At 63.3% G+C, this 15,615-nt stretch carries 14 protein-coding genes; 12 read left to right on the top strand and 2 right to left on the bottom strand.

Annotation, left to right across the window (positions count from 1 at the left end; translation table 11 throughout):
- Nucleotides 1-3 precede the first annotated feature (3 nt).
- On the top strand, nucleotides 4-927 hold the full coding sequence (locus tag ACNKU3_RS07345) for an oxidoreductase (protein ID WP_418258770.1): 924 nt from the start codon (nucleotides 4-6) through the stop codon (nucleotides 925-927).
- Between the two features lie 56 nt (nucleotides 928-983).
- Nucleotides 984-1,865 carry an acyl-CoA thioesterase gene (locus ACNKU3_RS07340; protein WP_418258769.1) on the top strand — a complete coding sequence of 294 codons (882 nt, stop codon included), beginning with the start codon at nucleotides 984-986 and terminating at the stop codon, nucleotides 1,863-1,865.
- Nucleotides 1,866-1,919: 54 nt separating this feature from the next.
- Here the strand turns inward: ACNKU3_RS07340 and ACNKU3_RS07335 are convergent, their stop codons facing one another.
- Nucleotides 1,920-3,401 carry an aldehyde dehydrogenase gene (locus ACNKU3_RS07335; protein ID WP_418258768.1) on the bottom strand — a complete coding sequence of 494 codons (1,482 nt, stop codon included), beginning with the start codon at nucleotides 3,399-3,401 and terminating at the stop codon, nucleotides 1,920-1,922.
- A gap of 253 nt (nucleotides 3,402-3,654) precedes the next feature.
- On the opposite strand from ACNKU3_RS07335, the gene ACNKU3_RS07330 reads away from it, so the two are divergent.
- Nucleotides 3,655-5,223: a sodium:solute symporter family protein gene (locus ACNKU3_RS07330; protein WP_418258767.1), complete on the top strand. Its 1,569-nt coding sequence runs from the start codon at nucleotides 3,655-3,657 to the stop codon at nucleotides 5,221-5,223.
- A gap of 76 nt (nucleotides 5,224-5,299) precedes the next feature.
- Nucleotides 5,300-6,520 (top strand): CaiB/BaiF CoA transferase family protein, encoded by a 1,221-nt coding sequence (locus tag ACNKU3_RS07325; protein WP_418258766.1) that lies wholly within the window; start codon nucleotides 5,300-5,302, stop codon nucleotides 6,518-6,520.
- 13 nt (nucleotides 6,521-6,533) lie between these two features.
- Here ACNKU3_RS07325 and ACNKU3_RS07320 read toward each other — a convergent pair whose 3' ends face one another.
- The gene (locus ACNKU3_RS07320; protein WP_418258765.1) at nucleotides 6,534-7,178 is read right to left on the bottom strand and encodes a GntR family transcriptional regulator; all 645 of its coding nucleotides are present in this window, start codon (nucleotides 7,176-7,178) and stop codon (nucleotides 6,534-6,536) included.
- Between the two features lie 268 nt (nucleotides 7,179-7,446).
- Here ACNKU3_RS07320 and ACNKU3_RS07315 point away from each other — a divergent pair, with 268 nt between their 5' ends.
- The 8 genes from ACNKU3_RS07315 to ACNKU3_RS07280 all read left to right on the top strand — a co-directional run bounded on the left by ACNKU3_RS07315 (nucleotide 7,447) and on the right by ACNKU3_RS07280 (nucleotide 15,585).
- Nucleotides 7,447-8,304 carry an FAS1-like dehydratase domain-containing protein gene (locus tag ACNKU3_RS07315; protein ID WP_418258764.1) on the top strand — a complete coding sequence of 286 codons (858 nt, stop codon included), beginning with the start codon at nucleotides 7,447-7,449 and terminating at the stop codon, nucleotides 8,302-8,304.
- Nucleotides 8,305-8,378: 74 nt separating this feature from the next.
- Nucleotides 8,379-9,281, top strand: a complete 903-nt coding sequence (locus ACNKU3_RS07310) for an NAD(P)-dependent oxidoreductase (RefSeq protein WP_418258763.1) — start codon at nucleotides 8,379-8,381, stop codon at nucleotides 9,279-9,281.
- A gap of 51 nt (nucleotides 9,282-9,332) precedes the next feature.
- Complete coding sequence (locus tag ACNKU3_RS07305) at nucleotides 9,333-10,262, top strand: SMP-30/gluconolactonase/LRE family protein (RefSeq protein WP_418258762.1); 930 nt, start codon at nucleotides 9,333-9,335, stop codon at nucleotides 10,260-10,262.
- A 235-nt stretch (nucleotides 10,263-10,497) separates the two neighbouring features.
- A complete protein-coding gene (locus ACNKU3_RS07300; protein WP_418258761.1) occupies nucleotides 10,498-11,706 on the top strand; it encodes an FAS1-like dehydratase domain-containing protein in 1,209 nt (402 codons plus the stop codon).
- A 19-nt stretch (nucleotides 11,707-11,725) separates the two neighbouring features.
- Complete coding sequence (locus ACNKU3_RS07295; protein ID WP_418258760.1) at nucleotides 11,726-12,907, top strand: CaiB/BaiF CoA transferase family protein; 1,182 nt, start codon at nucleotides 11,726-11,728, stop codon at nucleotides 12,905-12,907.
- A complete protein-coding gene (locus ACNKU3_RS07290; protein ID WP_418258759.1) occupies nucleotides 12,904-14,109 on the top strand; it encodes a CaiB/BaiF CoA transferase family protein in 1,206 nt (401 codons plus the stop codon). Before ACNKU3_RS07295 ends, ACNKU3_RS07290 begins: the two co-directional genes overlap by 4 nt.
- Nucleotides 14,110-14,154: 45 nt before the next feature.
- Nucleotides 14,155-14,736, top strand: a complete 582-nt coding sequence (locus ACNKU3_RS07285) for a cysteine hydrolase family protein (RefSeq protein WP_418258758.1) — start codon at nucleotides 14,155-14,157, stop codon at nucleotides 14,734-14,736.
- 3 nt (nucleotides 14,737-14,739) lie between these two features.
- Complete coding sequence (locus tag ACNKU3_RS07280) at nucleotides 14,740-15,585, top strand: HpcH/HpaI aldolase/citrate lyase family protein (RefSeq protein WP_418258757.1); 846 nt, start codon at nucleotides 14,740-14,742, stop codon at nucleotides 15,583-15,585.
- Nucleotides 15,586-15,615: the final 30 nt, after the last annotated feature.

Raw genomic sequence — 15,615 nt, 5'->3', positions numbered from 1 at the left:
GTCATGAAAACAGAAAAGTGGGGCCCGGAAGACATTCCGGACATGGCGGGTAAGGTCGTCGTTGTGACCGGCGCCAGCACAGGTATCGGCAAGGAGAACGCGAGGCTGCTGGCGAACGCCAACGCCTCGGTCATCCTCGCGGTCCGCAACCGGGAGAAAGGTGAAACCGCGGCGCAGGAGATCGTTCGCGGAAATCCCTCCGCGCGGGTCGCAGTCAGGATCCTGGACCTTGCCAGCCTGGCATCGGTGGAGGCATTCGCCCGACAGCTGCAGTCCGAATGTGATCGGGTCGATCTACTGATCAACAATGCCGGTGTGATGATGTGTCCCTACGAAAAGACCGCCGACGGCTTCGAGATGCAAATCGGCACCAATCATCTCGGGCATTTTGCGCTGACCCTGTACTTGCTGCCTCTGCTGGAAAAAGCCGCGGGATCCCGTATCGTGGTGTTATCCAGCCTCGCGCATAAACAGGGAAACCTGGACTTTGCCGACCTGAACTGGGAGACGCGCAAGTACAGTCCCGGGAGTGCCTACTGCGACAGCAAGCTTGCCAACTTTCTGTTTGCGCAAGGCCTTATCGAGAAACTGCAAGGGCGGGAGAATGCCCCGCTGGTGACTGTCGCTCACCCCGGAGTGACGAAAACCGACCTTGCGCGCCATTCGACGATAGGCGCGTTGATCACCGGTGTGGTGGCGCAGACGGCAGAGCAGGGGTCGCTTCCGACGCTGCGCGCGGCGTTCGATCGCAATGTGTCGCCCGGTGACTATTTTGGCCCGGGCGGACTCTGGGAAATGCGTGGCGCACCCGTGAAGGTCAAACCACACCAGAAGGCACTTGATATTGCCGCAGCGCGCAAACTCTGGTCACTGTCGGAAGACCTGACCCGGGTAAGCTGGGGTGAATGCATCGACAAGGCCATGTGAATTCAATGACAAGGCGGACGACCCACCTGCACACCCATTAGCAAGGAAATAAAAAATTGGATTCAAACATTCCGGATTCCGAGGTAGCGCAGGCACTGCTGGCGCTGGAAAAACTGGACCAGAACCACTTTCGCAATTGCTACAACCAGGATAACCAGGTCGGCATGATGTTTGGTGGCCAGTTGCTGGCCCAGGGCCTGGCTGCCGCCCAGGAGACAACACCGCCCTGGCCGGTTCACAACTGCAGCGCCTGTTTTCCCAGTCCCGGCAGTTCCAGGAAGCCCGTCGAATATCGCGTGGAAATCGTGCGCGATGGCAAGCGTTTCGCCAACCGCCGGGTCACGGGCGTCCAGGACGGCAAGCTTATCCTGGACATGTTGTGCGCATTCAACGCTGCAGGTCCGGGGCTGGAACATCAACTTTCCACGGCGCCGGAAGTGCCCCCTCCCGAAGGCCTGGTGCCTGAAATCGAGTTTGTAAGGAAGAACGCCGGAAAACTGCCGGCAATCGTCGTCGCGGCTTATACCCAGGCCTTTCCCGTCGACGTGCGCGTTGTCGACATGGAAAAAGTATTTTTCGATCGCAGCGCGGGCCCGCAGCGGGATTACTGGTTCCGCATGCCATCCGCGGGGGGCCTGTCCCTGCAGGACCAGCACGATTGCATGCTCGCCTTCCTCTCGGACTATCGCCTTGGGGCTGCGGCTATCGCATCCCACCTGTCCCCGCTGGAACTCGAGCGCATGATCATCGCGACGCTCAACCACAGTATGTGGTTCCATCAGCCGGCAAAAACCGACGAATGGTTGTTGTACACAACCGACAGCCCCTGGTCCGGCGGCGGCCGGGGGCTGGCGCGTGGCGCAATCTATAACCGGGACGGTGAGCTGGTCGCCACGGTGATCCAGGAGTTGATGGTCGGGATTCGCGACCGGGCCTGACCACCCGGGCGCGGACGCCCCGCAACGTGGTCGCAGCGGGGGCCCAGTGGCCTGTTAACCGAATTTCATCGTGAACGGGTCACGCGCATCGGTGGAGTAGTCGATCATTACGTTTTTAAGTGTAGTGAACTCCAGCAGGCCGGCCTCGCCGCGCTCGCGGCCAAATCCGCTGGCTTTCATCCCGCCAAAGGGCGCCTGGGGGGCGGAGGTGCGGTAGGTATTGACCCAGACCACGCCGCTATCCAGCGCGCGCATCATGCGCATGGCGCGGGAGATGTCCTGGGTCCAGACGCCGCTGGCGAGGCCGAAGGGCGTGTCGTTGCCGATTGCAATCGCTTCTTCTTCGGTATCGAAGGGGATGACCGACAGCACCGGGCCGAAAATTTCCTCCTGCGCAACGCGCATCTTGTTGTCGACATCGGCGAAAATCGTCGGCTGGATGAACAGTCCCCTGGCGAGTTTGCCCTCGCGGGCCGCGGAACCCCCGGCGACCAGTGTCGCACCGTCCGCCCTGGCCGCTTCGATAAACGCCATGATGCGCTCGAACTGCGGCTGGTTGGCGGCGGTGCCCATCTCCGTCGCCGCATCGCGCGGGTCGCCCAGCACGATATCCCCGGCGCGGGCGGCGAGGCGGGACACCACCTCGTCGTAAACCGGGCGCTGCACCAGCAGCCTGGAGCCGGCGATACAGGTCTGTCCGGTGGCGCCGAAAATGCCCGCCAGTGCACCGACCACGGCCTTGTCCAAATTGGCGTCGGCGAAGATGATGTTGGGGGATTTGCCACCCAGTTCCAGCGACACGGGTTTCAGGTTGCGGCCGGCGGATTCGGCAATCAGGCGCCCGACGCCGGGACTGCCGGTGAAACTGATCTTGTCCACCAGATCGGACCCGACCAGCGCCCTGCCGACCTCCGCCGCGCCGGTGACCACGTTGACCACCCCCGGCGGGAATCCCGCTTGGTCTGCCAGTCTGGCAATTTCCAGCGTGGTTGCCGAGGCGTGTTCTGAGGGTTTGACGACCACGCAGTTACCCGTGGCCAGCGCCGCGGGGAGCTTGTTGGCGAGTATGGCGATGGGCGAGTTCCACGCGGTGATGGCCGCCACCACGCCGTAGGGCACGCGCAGCGCCATGTCCATCACGTCCTTCTGGTCCAGGGGAACGACCTGCCCGTGAAGCTTGTCGGCGTAGCCCGCGCAGTAGCGGAAGATGCGTGCGGCGTAGCCGACCTGTGAGCGGGTTTCGCGGATGACCTTGCCGTTGTCCGTGGTTTCCAGCAGCGCCAGGCGGTCCGCGTTGGCGTCCATCAGGTCGGCGAGTTTGTTCAAAAGGCCGGCGCGGGTGCCGGGGGAGGTGTGGCGCCAGTGGCTGTGGTAGGCAGCGCGAGCGGCCTGCAGGGCATCCTCGACATCGCCGCTGGTGGCCACCGGTATGCGTGCCCACTCGCTCTGGTCGAAGGGGTTGATACAGGCCATGGTTTCGCCACTGGCGCTGTCCCGCCACTGCCCATCGATGTACATCTGGTATTGCTCGCTCATGGAATCGTGCTCCTCCCGGTAAGGCACAGCGGTTGAGCCCGCACTGGCCCCTGGTCCTGGCTGGCCCGGAGGCGGGCGCCGCAACCAGTCTTGCATAGTCTGGAATTATTCGTGCATGATGCATGATACATGTTCGACGGGAAACGGGACAAGGTCGCATCGCCGTTCGACTCCCGATGCGCGACAATGGCGGGGGCGAGGCGCCCGACCAATCGATCGACTGCAACAGACAGAATAATCAGGCGACGATAGCATGAACAATATTGACGGTGACCTGCTGTTTTGGTCCTGGGGCTTTCTGCTCCTCTACATCGGCGGGATGTTGCTGTTCGGTTACCTCGGCCAGCGCCGGGTTCGCAACGCTGACGACTTCGCCACGGCGCGCGGTGGTTACGGACCCCTGTTCCTGGCCTTCGCATTCTCCGCCACCACCGCCAGCGGCGCGACATTCATCGGTATTCCCGGCATCGCCTACACCACCGGCCTGTCCGCGATGTGGGTGTTGTTTCTCTATCCGGTGGGCGTGTATGTGGGCGTCTGGCTGTGCATGACCATGGTGGCGCGGGGCGGGGCCGCCTTTGGCAGCCGGTCCATCCCCGAGTACCTGGGCGACCGCTACCAGTCGGAGTTCCTGCGCCTGCTGGTGGCATGTTTCTCGCTGCTTCTATTCTTCTACCTTGCAGGGCAGCTGGTTTCCTGCCTGGTGCTGTTCCAGTGGATGCTGGGGCTGCCGCCGGCCTGGGCGATAGCCATCACCTGTGGGGTGTTGCTGGTATACGTGATGGCGGGCGGGGCACACGCGGATATCCTCACCGACGGCGTACAGGGCATGCTGATGCTGCTGCTGGCGCTGCTGGTCCTGGTCCTGTTTTTTACCGGTTACGGGGTGCCCGGGGGGCTGCCCGGCGTAGTCGAGCGCCTGCGGGCGCAGGGCCCCGAACTGGTGGGTGCGCTCAACCCGGACTCGGCGCTGGTGAACTCCTGGTGGTCCGTGGCCTGTCTCGCCATCTCTACGGTGCCCCTGGGTCTACTGCCCCACCTGGGCAACAAACTCTGGGCGCTGCGGCAGGACGCCCAGCGTTCACGCTTCCTGGTCTATGCCTTCGCCATGGGCCTCACCCTGCCTGCCATCGGCCTCGGCGGCCTGCTGGCGCGGGCAATTTTCGGGGATGACCTGCTCGCGGCGGTCGGCGGCAGCAACCAGGCGATCCCGGCACTGTTCATCGAGTTGTTCCCCACCTGGATGGCGGCCCTGCTGGGGGTTGGCGTACTGGCGGCAGTGATGTCCACCGCGGATGGCCTGATCATTTCCAGCAGCCAGGTCGTTGCCAACGACATCTACCGCTGCTCGATCGCGCCGCGAATTCACCGGGACTGGAGCGGGGCCGCGATCGAGGCCAGAACGCTCCTGATCAGCCGCTGGGCGACGCTCGGCACCTTGCTGCTCTCGGCGATGCTGGCCTGGAAGTTCCTCTCCATGAATGTGCTGCTGCTGGTCTGGGTGGGCCTGGGCGGGTTCATGGCTGCGCTGGCGGGGCCGCTGATCCTGGGGGTGCTGTGGCGGGGCACGACCACCGCGGGGGCGATATCGGGTTTCATCGCCGGGGCGGTGGCCTTTATCATCCTGCACAGCGGGTTGATCGATGCCCGGTGGTTCGCGCCGGGAGCCCTGCAGACCACCGCTGCCTGGCTGCAGCAGCAGGCGCCGAATCCCTATACCTGCGCTGTGCTGGGTGAGATCATGGGCATCGTGCTGACGGCACTGGTGTCGCTGGTCAGCGTGAAATTGCCGACGGCCCACCTGGAGGAGGTCTTCGGTTAGCCGCCTGTCCCGGTATCGGGATTGTCCTTCCTCGCAGATAATGTAAAATGCATTATTTTGGAATCGGACGGACTTCATGGCACACCAACCCCTCGCGGGCAAGCGCGTTATCGAAATGGGCACCATGGTCGCGGCCCCCTTTGCGACCCACATCCTCGCCCAACTGGGTGCGGAAATCATCAAGGTCGAGCCGCCGGGCGGCGATACCACCCGCGCGCTGGTGCGCGGTGGCCCCAGCGGCACGCTCATCGCGTACAGCTACGGCAAGAAGGACATCGCCATCAACCTGGCCAGCGAGGAGGGGATCGAGGTCTTCTACAAGCTGATTGCCACGGCGGATGTATTCATCCACAACTTGGCCCCGGCCTCCGCCCGCAAGCTGAAGGTCGCGGCCGACGATATCGCGGCGATCAATCCGTCCATCATCTACTGCCACATCCGCGGTTATGCCGCCGGTCCCCAGGAAGATGATCTCGCCACCAACCCCGTAGCGGAGGCCGCAACGGGCGTGATGGCAGATCACCGCATCGACGGCCGCCCGACTCGCCTCGGGCCCTCCTACCACGACCAGTTCGCCGGCACCTACGCGGTCATTCGCATCATGTCCGCCCTGATGGGGCCGCCGACGGCGCCGGAGGACCGCGATATCGAAATCGGCCTTTACGAGACCGGCCTGCACCTCGCTTCGCGGGATCTCGCGGGCATGCAACTGAAGACCCAGTTGCTGGGCCGGCCGGAAAAAGAGGCGGGGGGCGAATTCGCCATGCCGGGTTACGGCGCCTATCAAAGCGCCGACGGTCGCTGGGTGTACCTGCTGGTCATTACCGATGCGCACTGGAAGAAACTGACCCGGGCGCTGGACATGCCGGAGCAGGACGACCCGGAACTGGACCGCTTGCGCGAACGTAAAAAGCAGCGCGAGCGGGTAGAGGCTGCGGTGCGCACTGCGGTGTCCGGCCTGGACTACGCCGACGTCACCAGCCGCCTGAAACAGTTCGGCGTGGGCTTTACCGAGGTGATGCCGCTGGAGCGGGTGCTGGAGGCACCACAGGCGCGCCATCCCGGCAAGCTGAGGGACCTGTCGTTCCGCGGCCTGCAGTTCGAGGTGCCTGAATTTCCGGGACCGGTGTCCGACCGGGATTTCCTGCCGCCGCCGGAACTTGGCGAGCACACCGTGGAACTGCTGCAGGAACTGGGTTACTCCAGCGAGGACTGTGAAGCGCTATTGCAGAGCTCTGCCGTCAAGCTCGCAAACCCCGAGGAGTTCGGCTGGGCGAAGGTGCGCAAGCCCGGCTGAAGCCGGGCCCGATTCAGTCCGCCGTTGCCTCGGACTTTTTCAGCACGTCCCAGCCGGACTCGATGTGGTTGCGCATCGCCAGCATGGCGGCGGAGGTGTCGCGGGCGGTAAAGGCGTCGAGGATTTCCTCGTGCTCGCGCACCGCATCCTCACCGCGGCCGCTGGCGGCGTTGATCAGGTCGAAGGGATAGCGGGCCCAGAGTATCTGCACGAAGTGCAGGGTGTGGGGCATGTCGGCAATGTCGTAGAGCCTGCGGTGGAAGCGGTAGTTGATGCCGCGGGCGGCGGGCCGGTCGCCGCTGGCGAAGGCCTCCTCGAACTCGGTGGCCAGCGCACGCAGTTCCTTGATGTCCTTGCCCGATACTTTCTCCAACGCGCCCTGCACCAGGCGGGCTTCAAGGATGAGTCGCAGTTGCAGGATTTCCCCGGAGGCCTCGGCATCGAAGGGCACCACCTGTGCGCCCTTGTAGGAGTCGCGGGTGATGTAGCCCTCGGCCTCGAGCATTTTCAGCGCTTCGCGCACCGGGGTGATGCTGAGCCCGAGCTCCTCGGCGATCTCCGCCTGTTTCAGGCGCGAGCCGCGCGGGTACATGCCCGAGATGATGTTTTCCCGGAGGTAGTCGGCGACCTGCTCCTCCTTGGTCCTGTAGTCCATCATCTGTTACTGGCTCCGGCAAATGTCGAATCATGCATTCTAACGGTGCGCTCCTGTTATCGCTATTATTTAGGTGCAAACCGCTGCCGGGACACGGTTTCCCGGCAGGGGCCCAGTCGCCCGGGGGCCTATGTGTCAATTTCCTTGACAAAGCGGGGCGCCCATCGGAGTATGATCCGCACGTCGATTATCATGCATAATATATTATATTTCCCTCAGGGCAATCGCAGCACTCGTTGCCGCGAGGGGCAAAGGAGGCGACAGCAGGCATATGAGTTCCCAGGCAGTGGAAAACCCCTACCAGGATTGGGTCGGGCGCGAGGAGACCTGCGCTGAAATCCTCGCCGAACCGGCGGTACGTGCAATGGCGGCCACCCTCGACCTGGCCGTGGCGCCCGCCAGCGGCGATGCGCTCCCGCCTGGCTGGCACTGGATGTATTTCAATGCCGTCGTGCGGCGCAGTGAACTCGGCGCGGACGGACACCCGGCCAGGGGCGGCTTTCTGCCGCCGGTGGCATTGCCGCGGCGTATGTGGGCCGGCAGTCGTATCAGTTACCAGCGCCCCCTGCCGGTCGGCGCCGAAGCCACCCGGCGCAGCGAGATTCTCAGCGTAGCCAGCAAGCAGGGCAAGGCTGGCGCCCTGTGTTTTGTCACCGTCGAGCACACGATCAGTGACGCCGGCGGTCCCTGTATCGTCGAGCAGCAGGATATCGTCTACAAGGAAGCCACGCCGCCGGGGACTGCTCCCGCGACGCCGAAGGTCTACGAGGAGGTGGCCGAGTGGACGCGCGATGTGACGCCGGATACGACCCTGCTTTTCCGTTATTCCGCGCTGACTTTTAACGGCCACCGCATCCACTACGACCTCGATTACGCGCAGCATGAAGAGGGCTACCCGCAACTGGTCGTCCACGGGCCGCTGACCGCGACCCTGTTGCAGCAATTCGCGCTGGAGCACGCCGCGGGGCGGCGCCTGCAGCAGTTTGACTTCCGCGCGGTCGCGCCGCTGTTCGTCGATCGCGCGTTCACCCTGGAGGCCCGCCGCTCGGGTGAGAATGCGCTGGAGGTCTGGGCGCGAGGGCCAGAAGGCCAACTGGCGATGCAGGCGAGCGCGGTTTTTGGAGAGTGAGTCGGCAGCGATTCTGGACAGGACAATAATGTAACTGGTTTTTCGGCACACGCTGTCGAGCGAGGTATTACCCCATGGATAAAGATAAGACGCCCGTACTGGGATTTGTGGGACTGGGCGTCATGGGCGGACCGATGTGCCGCAACATGGCGCAAAAGCATCCCGGCACAGTGATAGCCCACGACGTCTATCCCGCGGCATTCGAGAATCTCGAGGGCACCGGCGCCCGCTGGGCCGCGTCGCTTCCCGAACTGGCTGAACAGTCGGATATCGTATTTCTATCCCTGCCTGGCGGCCCCCAGGTCGAGGCGGTTTGCCTCGGTGAAAACGGGTTGCTGTCGGGTGCGCACAAACCGGATGTGGTCGTGGACCTCAGCACCACTACGCGCCAGGCCGCGTGCACGGTCGCCCGGGCACTGGCCGAGGTCGGTGTCGGCTTCGCCGACGCACCGGTGGCCCGCACCCGCGAGGCGGCGCGACGCGGAGAACTCAGTATCATGGTCGGCGCGTCGCCGGCACTTTTTAACCGGCTGGAACCACTTCTGCGCTATATCGGTACCGACCTCACTCACTGTGGCGACGTCGGCTGCGGGCAGGTGGTGAAGCTCGCGAACAATGCCCTGGTGTTCGAGAACACCCTGGCCCTGGCGGAAATGATGGTGGTCGCCGAGCGGGCTGGAGTCGATCCCGCACTGTTGCTGGAGGGCGTTTCCAAGGGATCCGGCGACAGCTTTGCACTGCGCAATCACGGCCCGAAGTCCCTGCTGCCGAGGGAGTTTCCGGAAAAGGCTTTTCCGCCGGAGTACGCGGTCAAGGACTTGAGTTACGTGCTGGAACTTGCCGAACAGGTCGGCGTGTCAGCGCGTGTGGCGAAACTCGCCCAGTCCTATTACGACGCCACCGCCAGGAATGGTTGGTCAGGACGCTATTTCCCCTCGGTAATCGAAGTGATCGACCGCGATATTCCGCTGGAATAGCGCGGCGACGCCGCGTTATCCGCAATCGAAACCAGGAATGGAGTAGCGAACATGACAAGGCAACTCGAGTTGAAAGGCAAATTCCTCAACACCGAACTGGAATTCCCTGAGGGGCCGGTAGCGCTCGACGACGGCAGTGTGCTGGTGGTGGAAATCATGGGCGGGCGGCTTACCCGGGTGGATGCTGATGGGCGCAAACACGTGGTAGCCGAGTTGGGTGGTGGCCCCAATGGCGCGGCCATTGGGCCGGACGGGTACTGCTACGTTTGCAACAACGGGGGCTTTGCCTGGCGCACTGACAACGGTTATTCCCGCCCCACCGGCGTCCCCGAGGGTTACACCGGTGGCTCGATTCAAAAGGTTAACTTGGACACCGGTGCGGTTGAAGAGCTCTACACAGTCTGCGACGGCGAGTTGCTGCATGGCCCCAATGATATCGTGTTCGATTCGCAGGGCGGTTTCTGGTTTACCGATTTTGGCAAGAAACTACCCGACTGCCTGATGCACGGCTCGCTCTACTACGCTGCCGCGGATGGCAGCAGTATCCGGCGAGTGGCCTACCACCTGTTGACTCCCAATGGCGTAGGGCTGTCACCTGACGGCAGCACGGTATACGTATCGGAAACCGAAACCAGCCGGCTCTGGCAGTATCCCGTTACCGGGCCGGGAGAAGTTGCACTGGAGGAGTGGCCGTCGCCCAATGGCGGGCAGCTGGTCCACGGATTGCCCGGCTACCAGCGCTTCGATTCGCTGGCAGTGGAAGAGAACGGTAATATCTGTGTCGCGACCCTGGTACATGGGGGCATCAGCGTGTTTTCCCCGGCGGGGGAGTTGCTCGAGTTTCACCGTGCGCCAGAGGGCTATTGCACCAATATCTGTTTTGGCGGCCCGCGGCGGGAAACTGCTTATATCACCCTGTCCGGCTATGGGCAGTTGCTGGCGGTGGACTGGCCTCGGCCGGGCCTGGCATTGCCTTTCTGAGCCAAAGCAGAGGCTGTCTGGCGGTGAGGAATTCCAGTTACGTTGACGGCAAAGTAAATATAATGCATTATGCATTTAAGAGGCGGTGGCTGTCGGCTCGAGGCAATCTGGTCACCGTCGTTGCCATCCGACAGGTTTTATCCAGCCCGGGCGAGCCTGACACCGTCGCGGCGGTTCGTCAGCGTGACGAATGGATATATCCCATCCACGAATCGACATTTTACGGAGAGACGCAGTGAGCGAAGCAGCTGAGCAAAGCAACGTCGGCGGAGCACCCGCCGAAGGTAAGATAACCGATGAGGCCATCGCCAAGGCGAGGGCGATGATCGGTCTGCAACTGCGACCGGAGGGTCCCTACCTGCAGGACGCGACCGCGGATACACTGCGCAACTGGTGTAACGGCATCGGCGACCTCAATCCGCTGTATCGCGATCCTGGCTACGGCCCCGCCAGTCGCTACGGCACCATGATTGCCCATCCCAACTTTCCCATGGCCTTCGGCTGGCTCGGCCGCACCCGCTGGGGCCTGTCCGGCGTTCACGGTTTCTACGCCGGCAATGACTGGGAACTGTTCCGCCACATCCGCCCCGGCGACCGCATCACCGCGATCGAACGCGTGGTCGGGGTGGAAGAGAAGGAGAGCAAATTCTCCGGCCGCCTGGTACTGCAGTACGTGGAGGCCTGCTACTACAACCAGCGCAGCGAACTGGTTGCGCGGGCGCTCGGCACCTGTACCCGCCACGAGCGCAAGGCCGCTCGCGATACTGGCAAGTACAAGGAAATCGAAACCCACGAGTACACCAACGAAGAGCACGACCGCATCGACCAGATGGTGCTCGACGAAGTGAAGAACATTCGCGGCGAGCACACCCGCTACTGGGAGGATGTGCAGGAGGGCGAGGAACTGCCGACGATCGCGCGTGGGCCGCTGTCGCTGATGGACACCATGGGCTTCCTGGTCGGCTGTGGCCGTGGCCACACCCACGGCGTCGTATTGCAAAGCGCGGTCAAGCACCCGGGCCACTTCTTCCGCAACCCGGAGGCCGGCGGCGGCGTCGAATACACCGGCATCGGCCACCACCGCGAATCCACGGCCAAGGACGTGGGCGTACCTGGCACCTATGACTACGGTCCCCAGCGCTCCGCGTGGATGTGTTCGCTGGTGACCAACTGGATGGGCGATGCAGGCGTGCTCAAGCGCATCCGCACCCAGATGCGCCGCTTCAATATCATGGGCGACACCACCTTCTGCAAGGGCAAGGTCGTCAAGAAGTACGTCAAGGACAACACCCCGCTGGTGGATATCGAGATTGCCGCGGAGAACCAGCGCGGCGAAGTGACCACCCCGGGGCTGGCGACGGTTGCGCTGCCTTCCCGCGATGTCAGCCTGCCGGCATTCCTCGACGGCTCCGGCTGCGACCTCGAACTGCCGGTTATCCGTTGATTCCGGGGGACGGCCGACGATGCTGAACACTGACGCATCGCCAGGCAGCCTGCCCCTGGCGGGCTGCCGCGTTATCGAGATCTCCCGCGGCGTTGCCGCCGCCTACGCGGGCCGCCTGCTCGCCACCATGGGCGCCGACGTCATCATGCTGGAACCCGCTGCAGGCTCGCTGCTGCGCCATGCGCCACCACTGCTGGATGACAGCGGAGGTGAAAGTGCACTGTTCGCCTACCTCGCGGTGGGTAAACAGAGTGCCATCTGCGAATTGGGCAGCGATGCCGGTGAATCGGTACTGCGGCAGCTGTTGTCAACAGCCGATATCCTGATCGACGACACCCCCCGGGCTCGCAGGCCCCGCCTTGGCCTCGACGAAGGCTCGATTGCGGAGGCCTATCCCGGGCTGGTGCACGTGAGTGTGTTGCCCTATGGCGCCAGCGGCTGCAAGGCCGACTGGGACGGCGAGGAAGTCAATCTCGTGCATGCCGCGGGCGAGGGTTTCCTGCTGCCCAACGGCTACTCGCACGAGTTGTTTCCAGAGCGGGCACCGCTGAAGATGTACGGGCATTTCGCCGAATACCAGAGCGGCCTGGTGGCTGCGATCTCGGCGCTGTCGGCGCTCTGGTGTGCGGGTGAAACCGGCGGCCAGTACATCGATGTTTCCAGCCAGGACGCGATGTTGTTGTGCGGCGCCTTTGCCCTGCAGCGACTGGGCGATGGCTCGCTGGAACACCGATCCACACGAAAATTCCGCTACGGTGGGGTGTTCGAGACGGAGAACGGATACCTGGAATTGCTGACCCTGGAAGACCGCCAGTGGCAGGGGTTGGTGAAACTCCTCGGCGAGCCGGAGTGGGCGCTGGATGAAGCCCTGCAGGACCCGCTGGAGCGCAGCCGTCGCGGTGATGAAATCAACAAGCATGTTCGCGAGTGGATGGCCGTACGCAAGGTCGAGGACATCGTGGCCGCGGCGCAGGAACTGGGTGTGCCGGCCGCCAAGTACCGTACTCCCGAAGATGTGCTGCAGGGAGAGCACGAACGCTCCCGCGCGCTGTTCCAGCCCGCGATGCTGCCGAGCGGCGAGCAGGCGGACATCCTGCTGGCCCCGTTCCAATTCGCCACCACACCGCTGCACTTCCGTTCCGGGGTGCCGGCGCTGGGTAGCTTCACTGGATCCGAAATCCTGGAGGAAGCACGGGCATGAGTGCACCGACACTGCCGCTCAAAGGTATTCGAATCGCCGATTTCACCATTCACGCGGCGGGACCTTTCGGCACGCACGTGCTCTCGCAACTCGGTGCGGAGTGTATCAAGATCGAAAGCCGCACCCGGCCGGACGCCTTCCGCAAACCCCACGCGGTCTACGGGCGAATGACAGCGGCGACCTTCGACCAGGTGGCGTCGAACAAGCTCTCGGTACGCCTGAACCTGAAAAAGCCGGAAGCGGTGGAGATCGCCAGGCGAATTGTCGCGGTCTCCGACATCGCCGCCGAGAGTTTTCGCCCGGGTGTACTCAAGCGGCTGGGCCTCGGCTTCGACGAACTGGTCAAAGTGCGTCCCGACCTGTTGATGCTGTCGCTGTCCTCCTCCGGTCAGTCCGGTCCCGACTCCCATTTCGCCGGATATGCGCCGTTGTTCGGTGCCTGGGGTGGCCTCGGCTGGATGACTGGCTACCCCGATGGTCCCCCTGTCGAGATACGGCACGTGATGGACCACACCTCGGGATACCATGCCGCAGTGGCGATACTCGCCGGATTACACCAGCGCAGGCGCACGGGTAAGCCGCAGTACATCGACCTCGCGGCACGGGAGGTATCTTCCGCAATGGTGGGCGATGCACTGGTGATGGCCAGCATGGGCCTGAAGGCCGAGCGTCCGGGCAATGGCGACCCCGGCATGGCGCCGCACGGTGTCTACGAAACCGCAAAGCCGGATCGCTGGCTGAGCATCGCGGTGCGCAACGACGCGGAGTGGCACAAGCTGCTTGAGGTCCTGGATGTCGCGGTCGAAACGGTCAGGCCCGAGTTTTCGAGCGCACATGGCCGGCGCGAGAATCGCGAGAGCCTGGACCGGCAGATGAGCCAGTGGTTGTCGCACTTCGATGCTGATAATCTTGCCGGAAAGTTGCAGGCGGTGGGCGTGTGCGCCCAGGTATCCTTGAACATGCAGGATATCGCCGACGACGAGCACCTGCACCAGCGAGGTACCCTGGTGTCGGTCGATGACCCCAGCGTGGATCGGCGGTTCGCCGTGGGCTTCCCGGCGCGCTTTTCCAAAACCGGTGCCGTGGGCATCCATCGCGGCACGCCCGAACTGGGCCAGGACGAAGACTACGTCTTCGGTGAACTGCTGGGGATGAACCGTGATGCACGCGCAGATCTCGAGGCCCGGGAAGTCATTTTCTAGGCTCCCTGGCGTTCATTACCAAGCTGACAGGCACAGGCTGATTGCATGAGCAACTCCATCTATCTCGTTCTCGATATGATGAACGATCTCGTTCACCCCGATGGCCCCAACGGCAATGGACCCTACGGGGAGCAGGCGAGGGCGCGCAATATTGTCGCCAATACCCGCGCGGCGATCGACAAGGCTCGCGCCGCGGGTGTGCTGGTGGGATTTGTACGGGTGGGTTTTTCCCCCGATTACCGCGAGTGCCCGCCGAATTCACCCATTTTTTCCGCCGCCCGCAAAAACGGCATATTCAAGCTGGGGGAGTGGGGCACGCAAACCCACCCCGACCTCGGGCAGCGCAATGAAGACTTCGATATCGTGAAACACCGGGTGAGTCCCTTCTACGCCACCACCCTGGACGCCATACTCAGCGCGCAAAACATCGGCAGGATCTACTGTTCGGGTATTTCCACCAATGCCGTGGTACAGGCGATGGTGCGCGAAGGGCATGACCGCGACTACGAGATGCATTTGCTGGAAGACTGCAGTTGCGGCCTGACGACGGAAGAGCACGATATCGCTATGACCAGCCTGCGGCGTTTCTGCGTGGTTACCACGTCCACCGATGTCGAGTTCAACTAGCCGATGGCATCGATAGCGCGCAGTCTGTTGTTCGTCCCCGGCGATCGCCCGGAGCGATTCGAAAAGGCCGCCGCGGCGGGTGCCCATGAGGTGGTGATCGACCTCGAGGATGCCGTGGCGTTTGATAACAAGGAGGAAGCGCGGCAGGCCACGGCTGACTGGCTGGCCCGCGGTGTGCCAACCACGGTGCGGATCAACGGCATGGAGTCGGAATGGTTCGCTGCAGATCTCGATTTGCTCGCGCAATTCCCCGGGGCGGGGCTGATGCTGCCCAAGGCGGAAGTGGAGGCCGTGCAGCATGTCGCCGGCAGATTGCCCGGCAGGCCTGTCACTGCCCTGGTCGAGACCGTGCGAGGTGTGATGGGCCTGCGGGAGATCACTGCCGCAGGCCAGGTGCAGCGACTGGCGTTTGGCAGCGTGGATTTCAGTCTCGAGAGCGGAATCAGCGACGATGGCGAGGCGCTTACATCTGTGCGCAACCGGATTGTGCTCGAATCCTGCCTTGCGCGGTTGCTGCCGCCGGTCGATGGCGTCAGCGTGGAATTCAACGATGTTGAGCTGATCAGGCAGCAGGCCTTGCGATCGAGATCGCTGGGTTTCGGCGGCAAGCTGTGCATTCACCCGCGACAAGTAGACCCGGTCAACTCGGCATTCGCACCGTCGGCGCAGGAAATCGAATGGGCGAGGCGCGTGATCGACGCGGCAAAGTCGAGCAATGGCGGCGCCGTCTCGGTTGACGGAAAGATGATCGACAGGCCTATTCTGCTCCAGGCTGAACGGATTATCGAAAGCTGCCTGGCCGGCAGCGCCGGCGATGGCGTGGACCTTTCCGACTCCACTCGGCGATAAGAAATATTTTTGAATAATGGGGATTGCCTT

The organism is Haliea sp. E17, from assembly GCF_048323675.1.
Taxonomy (GTDB): Bacteria; Pseudomonadota; Gammaproteobacteria; order Pseudomonadales; family Halieaceae; genus Mangrovimicrobium.
The sequence above is the reverse complement of the archived record's forward strand: the minus strand, read 5'-3'. Positions and strand labels throughout refer to the sequence as shown.